The sequence below is a fragment of the Streptomyces sp. GL_140 genome, assembly GCF_057834465.1.
In genome coordinates this window covers 5738709-5751842 of sequence record NZ_CM174404.1, presented here as the reverse complement: position 1 = coordinate 5751842, position 13134 = coordinate 5738709, and the positions used below count along the sequence as shown (strand labels likewise).

General features: G+C 67.3%; 14 protein-coding genes. 2 read left to right on the top strand and 12 right to left on the bottom strand.

What is annotated here, in order from left to right; translation table 11 throughout:
- Positions 1–110: 110 nt before the first annotated feature.
- Positions 111–434, bottom strand: a complete 324-nt coding sequence (locus AC3IYJ_RS26715) for an STAS domain-containing protein (protein WP_031150506.1) — start codon at positions 432–434, stop codon at positions 111–113.
- Positions 435–634: 200 nt separating this feature from the next.
- On the bottom strand, positions 635–1483 hold the full coding sequence (locus AC3IYJ_RS26710; protein WP_330298610.1) for a 3-hydroxyacyl-CoA dehydrogenase family protein: 849 nt from the start codon (positions 1481–1483) through the stop codon (positions 635–637).
- Positions 1484–1700: 217 nt separating this feature from the next.
- Here AC3IYJ_RS26710 and AC3IYJ_RS26705 point away from each other — a divergent pair, with 217 nt between their 5' ends.
- Positions 1701–2273, top strand: a complete 573-nt coding sequence (locus AC3IYJ_RS26705; protein ID WP_489397265.1) for a cob(I)yrinic acid a,c-diamide adenosyltransferase — start codon at positions 1701–1703, stop codon at positions 2271–2273.
- Positions 2274–2515: 242 nt separating this feature from the next.
- Positions 2516–4381, top strand: a complete 1866-nt coding sequence (locus AC3IYJ_RS26700; protein ID WP_489397264.1) for a glycosyl hydrolase family 18 protein — start codon at positions 2516–2518, stop codon at positions 4379–4381.
- 100 nt (positions 4382–4481) lie between these two features.
- On the opposite strand, the gene AC3IYJ_RS26695 is transcribed toward AC3IYJ_RS26700, so the two are convergent.
- The 10 genes from AC3IYJ_RS26695 to AC3IYJ_RS26650 all read right to left on the bottom strand — a co-directional run bounded on the left by AC3IYJ_RS26695 (position 4482) and on the right by AC3IYJ_RS26650 (position 12890).
- Positions 4482–4931 (bottom strand): DUF2550 domain-containing protein, encoded by a 450-nt coding sequence (locus tag AC3IYJ_RS26695; protein WP_489397263.1) that lies wholly within the window; start codon positions 4929–4931, stop codon positions 4482–4484.
- 156 nt (positions 4932–5087) lie between these two features.
- Positions 5088–5462, bottom strand: a complete 375-nt coding sequence (locus AC3IYJ_RS26690; protein ID WP_330298604.1) for a F0F1 ATP synthase subunit epsilon — start codon at positions 5460–5462, stop codon at positions 5088–5090.
- A 129-nt stretch (positions 5463–5591) separates the two neighbouring features.
- Positions 5592–7031: a F0F1 ATP synthase subunit beta gene (gene atpD, locus AC3IYJ_RS26685; RefSeq protein WP_330298603.1), complete on the bottom strand. Its 1440-nt coding sequence runs from the start codon at positions 7029–7031 to the stop codon at positions 5592–5594.
- Positions 7031–7948, bottom strand: coding sequence for a F0F1 ATP synthase subunit gamma (locus AC3IYJ_RS26680; RefSeq protein WP_489397262.1), 918 nt, complete (start codon positions 7946–7948; stop codon positions 7031–7033). Before AC3IYJ_RS26680 ends, atpD begins: the two co-directional genes overlap by 1 nt.
- A gap of 20 nt (positions 7949–7968) precedes the next feature.
- A complete protein-coding gene (gene atpA / locus AC3IYJ_RS26675; RefSeq protein WP_489397261.1) occupies positions 7969–9564 on the bottom strand; it encodes a F0F1 ATP synthase subunit alpha in 1596 nt (531 codons plus the stop codon).
- A gap of 129 nt (positions 9565–9693) precedes the next feature.
- Positions 9694–10509, bottom strand: a complete 816-nt coding sequence (locus AC3IYJ_RS26670; protein ID WP_489397260.1) for a F0F1 ATP synthase subunit delta — start codon at positions 10507–10509, stop codon at positions 9694–9696.
- Positions 10506–11045, bottom strand: coding sequence for a F0F1 ATP synthase subunit B (locus tag AC3IYJ_RS26665; protein ID WP_330298599.1), 540 nt, complete (start codon positions 11043–11045; stop codon positions 10506–10508). The genes AC3IYJ_RS26670 and AC3IYJ_RS26665 overlap by 4 nt, the downstream gene beginning before the upstream one ends.
- Before the next feature lie 41 nt (positions 11046–11086).
- Positions 11087–11323: an ATP synthase subunit c family protein gene (locus AC3IYJ_RS26660; RefSeq protein WP_030153776.1), complete on the bottom strand. Its 237-nt coding sequence runs from the start codon at positions 11321–11323 to the stop codon at positions 11087–11089.
- 79 nt (positions 11324–11402) lie between these two features.
- The gene (gene atpB / locus AC3IYJ_RS26655) at positions 11403–12242 is read right to left on the bottom strand and encodes a F0F1 ATP synthase subunit A (protein ID WP_489402939.1); all 840 of its coding nucleotides are present in this window, start codon (positions 12240–12242) and stop codon (positions 11403–11405) included.
- 210 nt (positions 12243–12452) lie between these two features.
- Positions 12453–12890, bottom strand: a complete 438-nt coding sequence (locus AC3IYJ_RS26650) for a Cg1360 family ATP-synthase-associated protein (protein WP_489397259.1) — start codon at positions 12888–12890, stop codon at positions 12453–12455.
- Positions 12891–13134: the final 244 nt, after the last annotated feature.

The following is a 13134-nucleotide window of genomic DNA, read 5'->3' as shown; positions in this document are numbered from 1 at the left end:
TGGTCCGGTTTCGCCCGAACCCTAGACCGTGCCCGGCCGCGCGGGAACCGCAGGGGTGCCTAAACCACCGGACCGTTACGTTTCCGCAGTCCGTGTACACCCCGGCATCGTCACACGCGCGGCAGGGATTCCGCTTCGAGGCCGCCCTCGATGGCCAGAATCCGGTGGAGCCGGGTGGCGACGAGGAGCCTCTGCATCTGCGGGGGCACCCCGCGCAGGACGAGCCGCCGGCCGCTGCGGCCGGCCCGCCGGTGGGCGCCCATGATCACGCCGAGGCCGGTCGCGTCCCAGGAGTCGAGCCCGGTGAGGTCCAGCACGAGGTCGCCGTGACCGTCGTCCAGTGCGGTGTGCAGGACCGTACGGGCGTCCGCCGCGCTGCGCACGTCGAGGCGGCCCCCGACAGCGAGTTCGGCGTGGTCGCCCCTGATGTGCATGTGTGCTCCCGGCAGTGCGGTACTGCGTACGTATGATCCGGCTGATCGACTGGCCCGTGGTCGGCAACTCTCACTGCAACTGACTGCCTCGAGGGCGGGGAAGTTGCCGACCGTGAGCGAACCGATACCTAATTCACTCCGAGGGGTGAAGGAACGCGTTCGAACGAGCCGTACCGGCCCGGCACTCGCGCCGGCCCGTCTCAGTGCTTGTAGAAGCCCTGGCCGCTCTTGCGGCCGATGTCGCCCGCGTCCACCATGCGGCGCATCAGCTCCGGCGGAGCGAACTTCTCGTCCTGCGATTCGGTGTAGATGTTGCTGGTGGCGTGCAGCAGGATGTCCACGCCGGTGAGGTCGGCGGTGGCCAGCGGGCCCATCGCGTGGCCGAAGCCGAGCTTGCAGGCGATGTCGATGTCCTCGGCGGAGGCGACGCCCGATTCGTACAGCTTCGCGGCTTCGACCACGAGCGCGGAGATCAGGCGGGTCGTCACGAAACCGGCGACGTCGCGGTTGACGACGATGCAGGTCTTGCCGACGGACTCGGCGAACGCCCTGGTGGTGGCGAGGGTTTCGTCGCTCGTCTTGTAGCCGCGCACGAGCTCGCACAGCTGCATCATCGGGACGGGCGAGAAGAAGTGCGCGCCGACGACCCGCTCCGGACGCTCCGTCACGGCGGCGATCTTGGTGATCGGGATGGCCGAGGTGTTGGAGGCGAGGATCGCGTCCTCGCGCACCAGCTTGTCGAGCGCGCGGAAGATCTCGTGCTTGACCTCCAGCTTTTCGAAGACGGCCTCGACGACGATGTCGGCGTCGGCGACCGCGTCGAGGTCGGTGCTCGTGGTGATGCGGGCGAGCGCGGCCTCGGCGTCCTCGGCGGTCAGCTTGCCCTTGGCGACGAACCGGTCGTACGAGGCTTTGATCCCGTCCGTCCCACGGGTCAGCGCGGCGTCGGTGACATCGCGCAGCACGACGTCCCAACCCGCCTGGGCGGAGACCTGCGCGATTCCGGAACCCATCAGTCCGGCACCGATGACGGCGAGCTTCCCAGCCACTGCACACCCCACGCTCTTGAAAACGGCACGGCGCCTTCGACTCGGCGCAGCCTCGGAAATCGGCACGGTCTCGTACCTTCTCCGGCGGAGACTAGCGTCCGTGAGGGGTCGTGTGACCGCGAAGTAACACGCGTCACGTCTCAGATGACGGACATCACACCGGGACGGCCCAGCAGTCCAGCAGGGGGCCCCAGTTGGCCCGCACTACGCTGAGGACATGGTGAACCTCACGCGTATCTACACCCGCACCGGCGACAAGGGCACTACCGCGCTCGGCGACATGAGCCGTACCGCCAAGACCGATCTGCGGATCTCGGCGTACGCCGATGCCAACGAGGCCAACGCGGCCATCGGGACGGCGATCGCGCTCGGCTCGCTGCCCTCCGATGTCGCGAAGGTCCTGGTCCGGGTGCAGAACGACCTGTTCGACGTGGGTGCGGACCTTTGCACGCCGGTGGTCGAGAAGCCCGAATACCCTCCGCTGCGCGTCGAGCAGTTCTACATCGACAAGCTGGAGGCGGACTGCGACCTGTTCAACGAGCAGCTGGAGAAGCTCCGCAGCTTCATCCTCCCCGGCGGCACCCCCGGCGCCGCCCTCCTGCACCAGGCCTGCACGGTGGTCCGCCGCGCCGAGCGCTCCACATGGGCGGCGCTGGAGGTGCACGGCGAGGTGATGAACCCGCTGACGGCCACCTACCTCAACCGTCTCTCCGACCTCCTCTTCATCCTGGCCCGTACGGCCAACAAGGAGGTCGGGGACGTGCTCTGGGTCCCGGGCGGCGACCGCTGAGCAATCGGCCTTTCCCGCACGGGAGTTGAGGATCCGCTGGGGATCCGCTCGGGTCGTGCTGGGGTGCCCGCACAAGGAGGTCTGGACCTCTTGACGCTTGGTCCAGACCTTTCTAATCTCCAACGCAACTGTGGTGAACGTGCCATGACAAGAACTGGTGTCGGGCACGCTCACGGGCGGCGCAGGTCCCACCCCATGCCGCGGCCGGCCCCACGGCCGCGACGGACCTCGGAGGAGCACCCTTGAGCACAGCACCCCCACGACGCGCACCGTTTTTCCGAAGAGTGGCGGCCGCCCTGGCCGTGCTCACCCTGCCCGTGGCCGGGCTGGTGGCCCTCGCGGGACCGGCCGAGGCCGCCGCCTCGGCGACCGCGACGTACACCAAGGTCTCCGACTGGGGCTCCGGCTTCGAGGGCAAGTGGACGGTGAAGAACACCGGCACGACCACCCTCAGCAGCTGGACCGTGGAGTGGGACTACCCGGCCGGCACCTCCGTCACCTCCGCCTGGGACGCCACGGTCACCAGCTCCGGCACCCACTGGACCGGCAAGAACGTCGGATGGAACGGCACCCTCGCCCCGGGCGCCACCATCAGCTTCGGCTTCAACGGCGCGGGCCCCGGCGCCCCCAGCGGCTGCAAGGTCAACGGAGGCACCTGCGACGGCGGCACCACCCCGCCCACCGACACCCCGCCCACCGCCCCTGGCACCCCCACGGCCAGCGGAGTCACGGACACCGGGCTGACCCTCGGCTGGTCGGCGGCCACCGACGACAAGGGCGTCAAGAACTACGACGTCTACCGCGGCGGCGCCAAGATCGCCACCGTCACGACCCCCTCCTACACCGACTCCGGTCTGACCAAGGGCACGACGTACAGCTACACCGTCACCGCCCGCGACACGATCGACCAGACCGGCCCCTCCTCGGGCGCCCTGTCGGTGACCACCACCGGCGGCACCACACCGCCCGACCCCGGCGACCCCGGCACCCCGGGCTCCACGGTCAAGCTCGGCTACTTCACCGACTGGGGCGTCTACCAGCGCAACTACCACGTGAAGAACCTGGTCACCTCGGGCACCGCCTCGAAGATCACGCACATCAACTACGCCTTCGGCAACGTCCAGGGCGGCAAGTGCACCATCGGTGACGCATACGCCGACTACCAGAAGACCTACGACGCCTCCTCCAGCGTCTCCGGCGTCGCCGACACCTGGGACCAGCCGGTCGCGGGCAACTTCAACCAGTTGCGCGAGCTGAAGAAGAAGTACCCGAACATCAAGGTCCTGTACTCCTTCGGCGGCTGGACCTGGTCCGGCGGCTTCGGCCAGGCGGCCGCGAACCCGGCGGCCTTCGCCCAGTCCTGCTACGACCTGGTCGAGGACCCGCGCTGGGCCGACGTCTTCGACGGCATCGACATCGACTGGGAGTACCCGAACGCCTGCGGCCTGTCCTGCGACACCAGCGGGGCCGCAGCCCTGAAGAACGTGCTCTCCGCCCTGCGCGCCAAGTTCGGCGGCAGCAACCTGGTCACCGCCGCGATCTCGGCGGACGGCTCCAACGGCGGCAAGCTCGACCTCGCCGACTACGCGGGCGCCGCGCAGTACGTCGACTTCTACAACGTCATGACGTACGACTTCTTCGGCGCGTGGGACGCCAAGGGCCCGACGGCCCCGCACTCCCCGCTCACCTCGTACACCGGCATCCCGATCGCCGGATTCAACTCCGAGGCCGCGATCACCAAGCTCAAGGGCAAGGGCATCGCCGGCTCCAAGCTCAACCTCGGCATCGGCTTCTACGGCCGCGGCTGGACCGGCGTCACCCAGGCCACCCCCGGCGGCACCGCCACCGGACCGGCCCCGGGCACCTACGAGCAGGGCATCGAGGACTACAAGGTCCTCAAGAGCAGCTGCCCGTCGACCGGCACCATCGCCGGCACGGCGTACGCCAAGTGCGGCAGCAACTGGTGGAGCTACGACACCCCCGCCACCATCGCCGGAAAGATGACCTCGGTGAAGCAGCAGGGCCTCAGGGGAGCCTTCTCCTGGGAGTTCAGCGGTGACACCACGAACGGCGAGCTCGCGAGCGCCATCTCCACCGGCCTCTCCTAGGCCCCACGCACCGGCCCGGTGACCGATGCCCCGGTGAAGAACAGAAGCCGGGGAGACGGGTCCGCCCCCGTCTCCCCGGCTTCCTCACGTCTGAAATAGATCAGGCCACATTCACCCTCTGGCCAGGAGGCGCCGCCTCCAGCCAGGCCAGGAACCCGGTCAGCGCGTCGTCGCTCATCGCCAGCTCCAGGCGGGTCCCCTGGTGCACGCAGCCCAGTACGACCGCGTCCGACAGCAGGGCGAGCTCTTCCTCGCCCTCGGGGGCGCGGCGGGCGATGACCTCGATGGAGGCCCGCTCCAGCAGCCGGCGCGGCCGGGGGGAGTAACTGAAGACGCGGAACCAGTCGATGCGGTCACCGCTGTAGCGCGCGACCCCGTACACCCAGCCCTTGCCGGAGACGTCGGGTTCCTCGGCCACACCCCAGCGCATGCTGCAGTCGAAGGTGCCGCCGGATCGCTGGATCAGTCTGCGGCGCAGTCCGAAGACGAACAGCCCGATCGCCAACAGGGCTACTAGGACCAGGGCGCTCACAAGCAGAGCGAGGAGCATCTTTCACCGACCTCCTCGCTCATCGAATACCGCAACCGACAGAGTGCCTGCCAGACAGAGTCTGGGCCGGACCTGCATCGCCTCAGCCGCGACCCGCTCCGGAAAATTCCGGAAGGGGCCGCGGCTGAGGTTTCAAACTCTTACCAGTTCCGGGACTCAGCGCCCCGAAACCGCGCGCAGCCGGACATCGGCGCGACGCTCGGAGACCGAATCGGTCTCCGCCTTCGCGCGCTCCAGTGCCCGCTCCGCCCGCTCGACATCGATCTCGTCGGCAAGCTCGGCGATCTCGGCCAGCAGGGACAACTTGTTGTCCGCGAACGAGATGAATCCGCCGTGCACCGCGGCGACAACAGTGTTGCCGTCCGTGGTGCGGATGGTCACCGGGCCCGATTCCAGCACACCGAGAAGCGGCTGGTGACCGGGCATGACGCCGATGTCGCCGGACGTGGTGCGGGCGACAACCAGGGTGGCCTCGCCGGACCAGACACTCCGGTCCGCCGCGACCAGCTCGACGTGCAGCTCAGCAGCCAAGGTGGCTCCTCGGGTCACCACCCGGCGGGAAAGCCGGGTGTTGGGTCAAATTCTAATGGGCGTGGGGAGAGAGGCGGGACATACCCGCCTCTCTCCGTCAATCAGCTGTGCTCAGGAACGAGCCCGGCTTCAGGAGACGCCCAGCTCCTTGGCGTTGGCCTTGAGGTCCTCAATGCCACCGCACAGGAAGAACGCCTGCTCGGGGAAGTGGTCGTAGTCGCCGTCGCAGATCGCGTTGAAGGCGACGATCGACTCGTCGAGCGGAACGTCCGAACCGTCCACGCCGGTGAACTGCTTGGCGACGTGGGTGTTCTGCGACAGGAAGCGCTCGACACGACGGGCACGGTGGACAACGAGCTTGTCCTCCTCGCCCAGCTCGTCGATACCGAGGATCGCGATGATGTCCTGGAGGTCCTTGTACTTCTGCAGGATCCCCTTGACGCGCATCGCCGTGGCGTAGTGGTCCGCCGCGATGTACCGCGGGTCGAGGATGCGGGACGTCGAGTCCAGCGGGTCCACGGCCGGGTAGATGCCCTTCTCGGAGATCGGACGGGAAAGAACCGTCGTCGCGTCGAGGTGGGCGAAGGTGGTGGCCGGCGCCGGGTCGGTCAGGTCGTCCGCGGGGACGTAGATCGCCTGCATCGAGGTGATCGAGTGACCGCGGGTCGACGTGATGCGCTCCTGCAGCAGACCCATCTCGTCAGCCAGGTTCGGCTGGTAACCCACGGCGGACGGCATGCGGCCCAGAAGGGTCGACACCTCCGAACCGGCCTGGGTGTAACGGAAGATGTTGTCGATGAAGAAGAGCACGTCCTGCTTCTGCACATCGCGGAAGTACTCCGCCATGGTCAGACCGGCAAGGGCGACGCGCAGACGGGTGCCCGGGGGCTCGTCCATCTGGCCGAAGACGAGCGCCGTCTTGTCGATGACGCCGGACTCGGCCATTTCCTCGATGAGGTCGTTGCCCTCACGGGTACGCTCACCGACGCCCGCGAAGACCGACACACCGTCGTGGTTGTTGGCGACGCGGTAGATCATTTCCTGGATCAGAACGGTCTTGCCGACACCGGCACCACCGAACAGACCGATCTTTCCACCCTTGACGTACGGGGTGAGAAGGTCGATGACCTTGACGCCGGTCTCGAACATCTCGGTCTTCGACTCGAGCTCGTCGAAGCGGGGCGCCTTGCGGTGGATCGGCCAGCGCTCGGTGACGTTGGCGTTCTCCTCCGGGTAGTTCAGCACCTCACCGAGGGTGTTGAACACCTTGCCCTTGGTGAAGTCACCGACGGGGACGGTGATGCCCTCGCCCGTGTCGGTCACCGCGGCCTGGCGGACCAGACCGTCGGTGGGCTGCATGGAGATGGTGCGGACCAGGCCGTCACCCAGGTGCTGGGCGACTTCCAGGGTCAGCGTCTTCAGCTTGCCGTCCTCGGCCGGGTCGGCGACCTGGACCTTGAGGGCGTTGTAGATCTCGGGCATGGCGTCGACGGGGAACTCCACGTCGACGACCGGGCCGATGACCCGGGCGACGCGGCCCGTGGCGGCGGCCGTCTCAATGGTCGTCATTACTTGTCACTCCCCGCGGTCGCGTCTGCCATGGCGCTGGCGCCACCGACGATCTCGCTGATTTCCTGGGTGATTTCGGCCTGGCGGGCCGCGTTGGCAAGCCGGGAGAGGCTCTTGATGAGATCCCCGGCGTTGTCGGTTGCCGACTTCATCGCGCGGCGGCGGGCGGCGTGCTCGGAAGCGGCCGACTGCAGCAGTGCGTTGTAGATGCGGCTCTCGACGTAGCGCGGCAGAAGGGCGTCGAGGACGTCCTCCGCCGACGGCTCGAAGTCGAACAGCGGAAGGATCTCGCCCTTCCCACCGGTCTCCTCCGCAGCCTGGTCGAGGCTGAGCGGCAGCATCCGGCCGTCCACCGCGTTCTGCGTCATCATCGACACGAATTCCGTGAAGACGATGTGCAGCTCGTCGACGCCGCCCTCGGCCGTATCCGCCTGGATGGCCTCGATCAGCGGCGCCGCGATGCGCTTGGCATCGGCGTATTCCGGGCTGTCGGTGAAGCCGGTCCACGACTCCGCGACCTTGCGCTCGCGGAAGGCGTAGTAGGCGACACCCTTACGGCCGACGATGAAGGTGTCGACCTCCTTGCCCTCGCCGCGCAGCCGCTCTGCGAGCCGCTCCGCCTGCTTGATGGCGTTCGAGGAGTAGCCGCCGGCCAGACCGCGGTCGCTCGTGATGAGCACGACCGCGGCGCGGGTCGGCGCCTCGACCTCGGTGGTCAGGGCGTGCTTGGTGTTCGAACCGGTCGCCACCGCGGTCACCGCACGGGTGAGCTCGGTCGCGTACGGCATCGATGCCGCCACCTTGCGCTGCGCCTTGACGATGCGCGAGGCGGCGATCATTTCCATCGCCTTGGTGATCTTCTTGGTCGCCGTGACGGCACGGATACGACGCTTGTAGACCCGGAGCTGCGCTCCCATGAGTCAGCTTCCTTCCGTCGTCACTTGGAGACGTTGACGGCCGGCGCGTCCTCGCCGAGGAGCTTGCCGTCCGAGGTCTCGAACCCACGCTTGAAGTCAGCGATGGCGTCGGCAATGGCAGTGAGGGTGTCGTCCGACATCTTGCCGCCGTCGGCGATGGAGGTGAGGAGGTCCTTGCGCGAGACGCGCAGGTGCTCCAGCAGCTCCGACTCGAAGCGACGGATGTCGTTGACCGGGACCTCGTCCATCTTGCCGGTGGTACCGGCCCAGACGGAGATGACCTGCTCCTCGACCGGCATCGGCTGGTACTGGCCCTGCTTGAGGAGCTCGACCAGGCGCTTGCCGCGCTCCAGCGAGTTCTTCGAAGCGGCGTCCAGGTCGGAACCGAAGGCGGCGAACGCCTCCAGCTCACGGTACTGGGCGAGGTCCAGACGCAGTCGGCCGGAAACCTGCTTCATGGCCTTGTGCTGGGCCGAGCCACCGACGCGGGAGACCGAGATACCGACGTTCAGCGCCGGGCGCTGGCCCGCGTTGAACAGGTCGGACTCCAGGAAGCACTGGCCGTCGGTGATGGAGATGACGTTGGTCGGGATGAACGCCGACACGTCGTTCGCCTTGGTCTCGACGATCGGCAGACCGGTCATCGAACCGGCACCCATGTCGTCGGAGAGCTTGGCGCAGCGCTCCAGCAGACGGGAGTGCAGGTAGAAGACGTCGCCCGGGTAGGCCTCGCGGCCCGGCGGACGGCGCAGCAGCAGCGACACGGCGCGGTAGGCGTCGGCCTGCTTCGACAGGTCGTCGAAGATGATCAGGACGTGCTTGCCGGCGTACATCCAGTGCTGGCCGATGGCCGAACCGGTGTAGGGCGCCAGGTACTTGAAGCCGGCCGGGTCGGACGCCGGGGCGGCGACGATCGTCGTGTACTCGAGCGCACCGGCGTCTTCCAGGGCGCCGCGAACGGACGCGATGGTCGAGCCCTTCTGGCCGATGGCGACGTAGATGCAGCGAACCTGCTTGTTCACGTCGCCCGAGCGCCAGTTGTCGCGCTGGTTGATGATCGTGTCGACGGCCAGAGCGGTCTTGCCGGTCTGACGGTCACCGATGATCAGCTGACGCTGGCCACGGCCGATCGGCACCATCGCGTCGATGGCCTTGTAGCCGGTCTGCATCGGCTCGTGGACCGACTTGCGGACCATGACGCCGGGGGCCTGCAGTTCGAGGGCGCGGCGGCCCTCGGTCGCGATCTCGCCGAGGCCGTCGATCGGGTTGCCGAGCGGGTCGACAACGCGGCCGAGGTAGCCCTCGCCGACGCCGACGGAGAGCACCTCACCGGTGCGCTGCACCGGCTGGCCCTCCTCGATACCGCTGAACTCGCCGAGGACGACCGCACCGATCTCGCGCTCGTCGAGGTTGAGGGCGAGACCGAGGGTTCCGTCCTCGAACTTCAGCAGCTCGTTCGCCATGGCGGAGGGCAGGCCCTCCACCTTCGCGATGCCGTCGCCGGCAACGCTGACCGTACCGACCTCCTCGCGCGAGGCCGCGTCCGGCTGGTACGACTGGACAAAGTTCTCCAGTGCGTCCCGGATCTCCTCCGGCCGGATCGTGAGCTCCGCCATCTGGGTTCCCTGCTCTCCTTGTTGGGCCTGAAGCTTCTTAGGGGTCTGGGGGCGACCCCCAGGAATCTTCTGCAAGTTCTGCACGGCCCAACCGGGCCGCTAGGAATGCGTTGTTCTAGTTTTGGCTGGTCAGCCGGCCATGCGGCGCGACGCCTCGGCGATGCGGTCCGCGATGGTGCCGTCGATGACCTCGTCGCCGACCCGCACCTGGATCCCACCGAGGACCGTGGGGTCCACGTCGAGGTTCAGGTGCATCTGGCGGCCGTAAAGCTTGGCCAGCACCGCGCCGAGACGCTGCTTCTGCACGTCGCTGAGCGGAACCGCGGTGGTCACCGTGGCGACCATGCGGTTGCGGCGCTTGGCGGCGAGCGTGGAAAGGGACTCGAGGCCCGCTTCCAGGCTACGTCCACGCGGGTGCGTGACGAGACGCGTGACGAGACGCTCGGTGACGGCGTCCGCCTTGCCTCCGAGCAGGCTGTGGAGCAGCTTGCTCTTGGCGGCCACGGTCGCGGACCGGTCGGTCAGCGCGGAGCGCAGCTCCGTGCTCGACGTGACGATCCGGCCGAACCGGAACAGCTCGTCCTCGACGTTGTCGAGAGCGCCCGCGGTCTGGGCCGCGGTGAAGTCGGCGGTGGACGCCAGCTCCTCCAGCGCATCGACCAGGTCACGGGAGCGCGACCAGCGGGACCGCACCATTCCGGACACCAGGTCGAGGGTTTCCCCGCTGACCTGGCCGCCCAGCAGGCGGTTTGCCAGCTCGGCCTTGGCCTCGCCGGACTGCGCCGGGTCCGTGATGACCCGACGCAGCGAGACCTCACGGTCGAGCAGCGCGGTGACGGACGCCAGCTCGCCGGCGAGCTTCGCCGCGTCGACGGACGTGTTGTCCGTCAGCGCGTCGAGACGCTCGCGGGCGGTGGCCAGCGCGTCGCGGCTCGCTCCGTTCATCGGGCGGCCTCGGCCTTCTCCTCAAGCTCGCTGAGGAAGCGGTCGATCGTGCGGCTCTGCCGGGCGTGGTCCTCGAGGGACTCGCCGACGAGCTTTCCGGCCAGGTCGGTGGCGAGCTTGCCAACGTCCTGACGCAGCGCCTGAGAAGCGGCCTTACGGTCGGCTTCGATCTGGGCGTGACCGGCAGCGATGATCTCCTCACGCTGCCGCTGGCCCTCTGCGCGCAGTTCTTCCTTGAGCGCAGTGCCCTGCTCCAGCGCGTCCTGGCGCAGGCGCGCGGCCTCGTGCCGGGCTTCGGCGAGCTGGGCCTTGTACTGCTCCAGCACGCTCTGAGCCTCGGTCTGAGCGGCCTCAGCCTTTTCGATACCGCCTTCGATGGCCTCGCGGCGCTCGTCCAGAACCTTGTTGATGTTCGGGAGGAGCTTCTTCGCGAGGAAACCGAAGACGATGACGAAGGCGATCAGACCGATGACAAGCTCGGGGATCGGCGGAATGAGCGGGTTTTCCGTCTCAGCCGCGAGAACCAGGAGGTTCACATCAGTGCCTTTCGTCTAATCGGACTAGTGGTCGCGGTTCGTCAGCTGTAGACGAACGGCATGACCAGACCGATGAGGGCGAGCGCCTCACAGAAGGCGAAGCCGAGGATCTGGTTGGCGCGGATCAGACCGGCAGCCTCGGGCTGACGGGCGAGAGCCTGCGTGCCGTTACCGAAGATGATGCCGACGCCGACGCCCGGGCCGATGGCCGCGAGACCGTAACCAACGGAGCTGAGGGAACCGGTGACGCCATCGGCGGCAGCGAGGATCTGGGACATGCCAGTTCTTCCTTCTCTTTCACGGACCGGTGGGGGTTGGCCACCGGACGACAAGGGGTTTGTGGGGGGCGGGCCGGACTCAGTGGTGCTCGGCGAGCGCGCCCTGGATGAAGCTGCAGGCCAGGAGGACGAAGACGTACGCCTGGACGGCCTGGATGAAGAGCTCGAAGGCGGTCATCACGATGACCATCACGAACGAGACACCCGCGTAGGCGATGCCGATGCCGTTCAGCAGGTACCAGCTGGCGATCGTGAAGAGCAGCAGCAGGGTGTGACCCGCGAACATGTTCGCGAAGAGTCGGACCGCGTGGGTGAACGGGCGCACCAGGACGTTCGAGAAGAACTCGATGACCATGACGAGCGGGAGAACGCCACCCAGGCTCTTGTCGTAGCCGGTGAGGTTCTTGAGGCCGCCGACGAAGCCGTGACGCTTGAAGGTCACCGACATCCAGGTGAAGTACACCAGGGCCGCGAGGATCGCGGGGTACGCGATGATCGCCGTCGCGGGGAACTGAGCCACCGGGATGATCGACCAGAGGTTCAGGACCCAGACGAAGAAGAACAGCGAGACCATGAAGGGGACGTACTTCTCGCCCTCCTTCTTGCCGAGCGTCTCGTAGACGATGCCGCGGCGCACGAAGTCGTAGCCGGCCTCGGCGACCATCTGGAGCTTGCCCGGGACGACCTTCGGCTTGCGGAAGGCGGCCCAGAAGAAAGCGACGATGACGACGGTGCCCAGGAGCGCCAGCAGCATCGGCTTGTTGAAGTACGCGCTGGTCTGGCCGGCCGTGCCCCACATCGGCTCGAAGAGGAACGAGTGCAGGCCCGGGCCGGGGAAGCCACATCCGTCGAAGATGTGACAGTCGGTCTCGAAAGCGAGCACCTGCGTCGGGTCAGCACTCACCGCGGGCTCCTTCAGCGTGGCGCATAGGTACGGCAACCTCGTTGTGTCGGCGCGGCGGACAGCCGCTGTTCGGCACTGGACTGGTGTAACGGGTGTGGTGGCGGCGGTCGGGTATCGAGCCTCGCGATGGGACAGGCGTCAGCTCAGATGCCCGCGCCCGCATTGCCACAGTTGAAACCGGACGATAGCAGCATCCCGAACGCGCACTTATTCCGCCCCTACCCCTCACGACTTCTGGCCCGAATTTCCGGGCTTGTCGCCCTTCATCGAGTCAGGTTCGACGTAGAGGATCTTGGCCTTCATATGAGCACGAGCCTGCGCGGCGATCCACACGAGGGTGGTGGCGACGAGCGTGATCGCGAAGGCCTTGGGGTGGAAGAGCGTCGTGTTCTTGAACACGGCGAGGAAGACGAAGAGCAGCAGGATCTGGGCCGTGTAGAGCATCAGCCCCATGGCCTGGAACAGGTGCGGCAGTGATTTCGCCGTGCGCTGCAGCACGAGGAATCCGATGCCCATGAACAGCATCACCAACACCGTCGCCACGACGGCGCCCACGGCCCCCTTGCCACCGACGACGATCCCACTGATGACGGCGGCGAGAGCGCCGGCGACAGCTGTGGGTACGGCGGATTGCAGGAGGGATCGGACGTCATCTGACCGCATGGCGGTTTGCTCCGCGTGGTGGTGGGGGCACAGGGACTCGTACAGGACGAGAGTAAGCCCGGTCCGAGAGGGAACCTCGGGCCAATGGACCGTCGCACTACGGTCCTTCGGCTCTGTCGCCGGGTTTAGTGAACGGTATCACAAAGTATTTGATGAGAGCTTTACCCGAGGAGTGTGCTGACTGTCACACATGAGAGTGACCCTGCGCGTGTGTGCGCGACAGCCAAGTGGCTTGTCTGGTAAA

Excerpts from the sequence above, each read along its gene's own strand:
- AC3IYJ_RS26660 (WP_030153776.1), bottom strand. The coding sequence starts at position 11,323 with ATGTCCCAGATCCTCGCTGCCGCCGATGGCGTCACCGGTTCCCTCAGC.
- AC3IYJ_RS26695 (WP_489397263.1), bottom strand. The coding sequence starts at position 4,931 with ATGCTCCTCGCTCTGCTTGTGAGCGCCCTGGTCCTAGTAGCCCTGTTG.
- AC3IYJ_RS26705 (WP_489397265.1), top strand. The coding sequence starts at position 1,701 with ATGGTGAACCTCACGCGTATCTACACCCGCACCGGCGACAAGGGCACT.
- atpA (WP_489397261.1), bottom strand. The coding sequence starts at position 9,564 with ATGGCGGAGCTCACGATCCGGCCGGAGGAGATCCGGGACGCACTGGAG.
- AC3IYJ_RS26650 (WP_489397259.1), bottom strand. The coding sequence starts at position 12,890 with ATGCGGTCAGATGACGTCCGATCCCTCCTGCAATCCGCCGTACCCACA.
- atpD (WP_330298603.1), bottom strand. The coding sequence starts at position 7,031 with ATGACGACCATTGAGACGGCCGCCGCCACGGGCCGCGTCGCCCGGGTC.
- AC3IYJ_RS26670 (WP_489397260.1), bottom strand. The coding sequence starts at position 10,509 with ATGAACGGAGCGAGCCGCGACGCGCTGGCCACCGCCCGCGAGCGTCTC.
- AC3IYJ_RS26680 (WP_489397262.1), bottom strand. The coding sequence starts at position 7,948 with ATGGGAGCGCAGCTCCGGGTCTACAAGCGTCGTATCCGTGCCGTCACG.
- AC3IYJ_RS26715 (WP_031150506.1), bottom strand. The coding sequence starts at position 434 with ATGCACATCAGGGGCGACCACGCCGAACTCGCTGTCGGGGGCCGCCTC.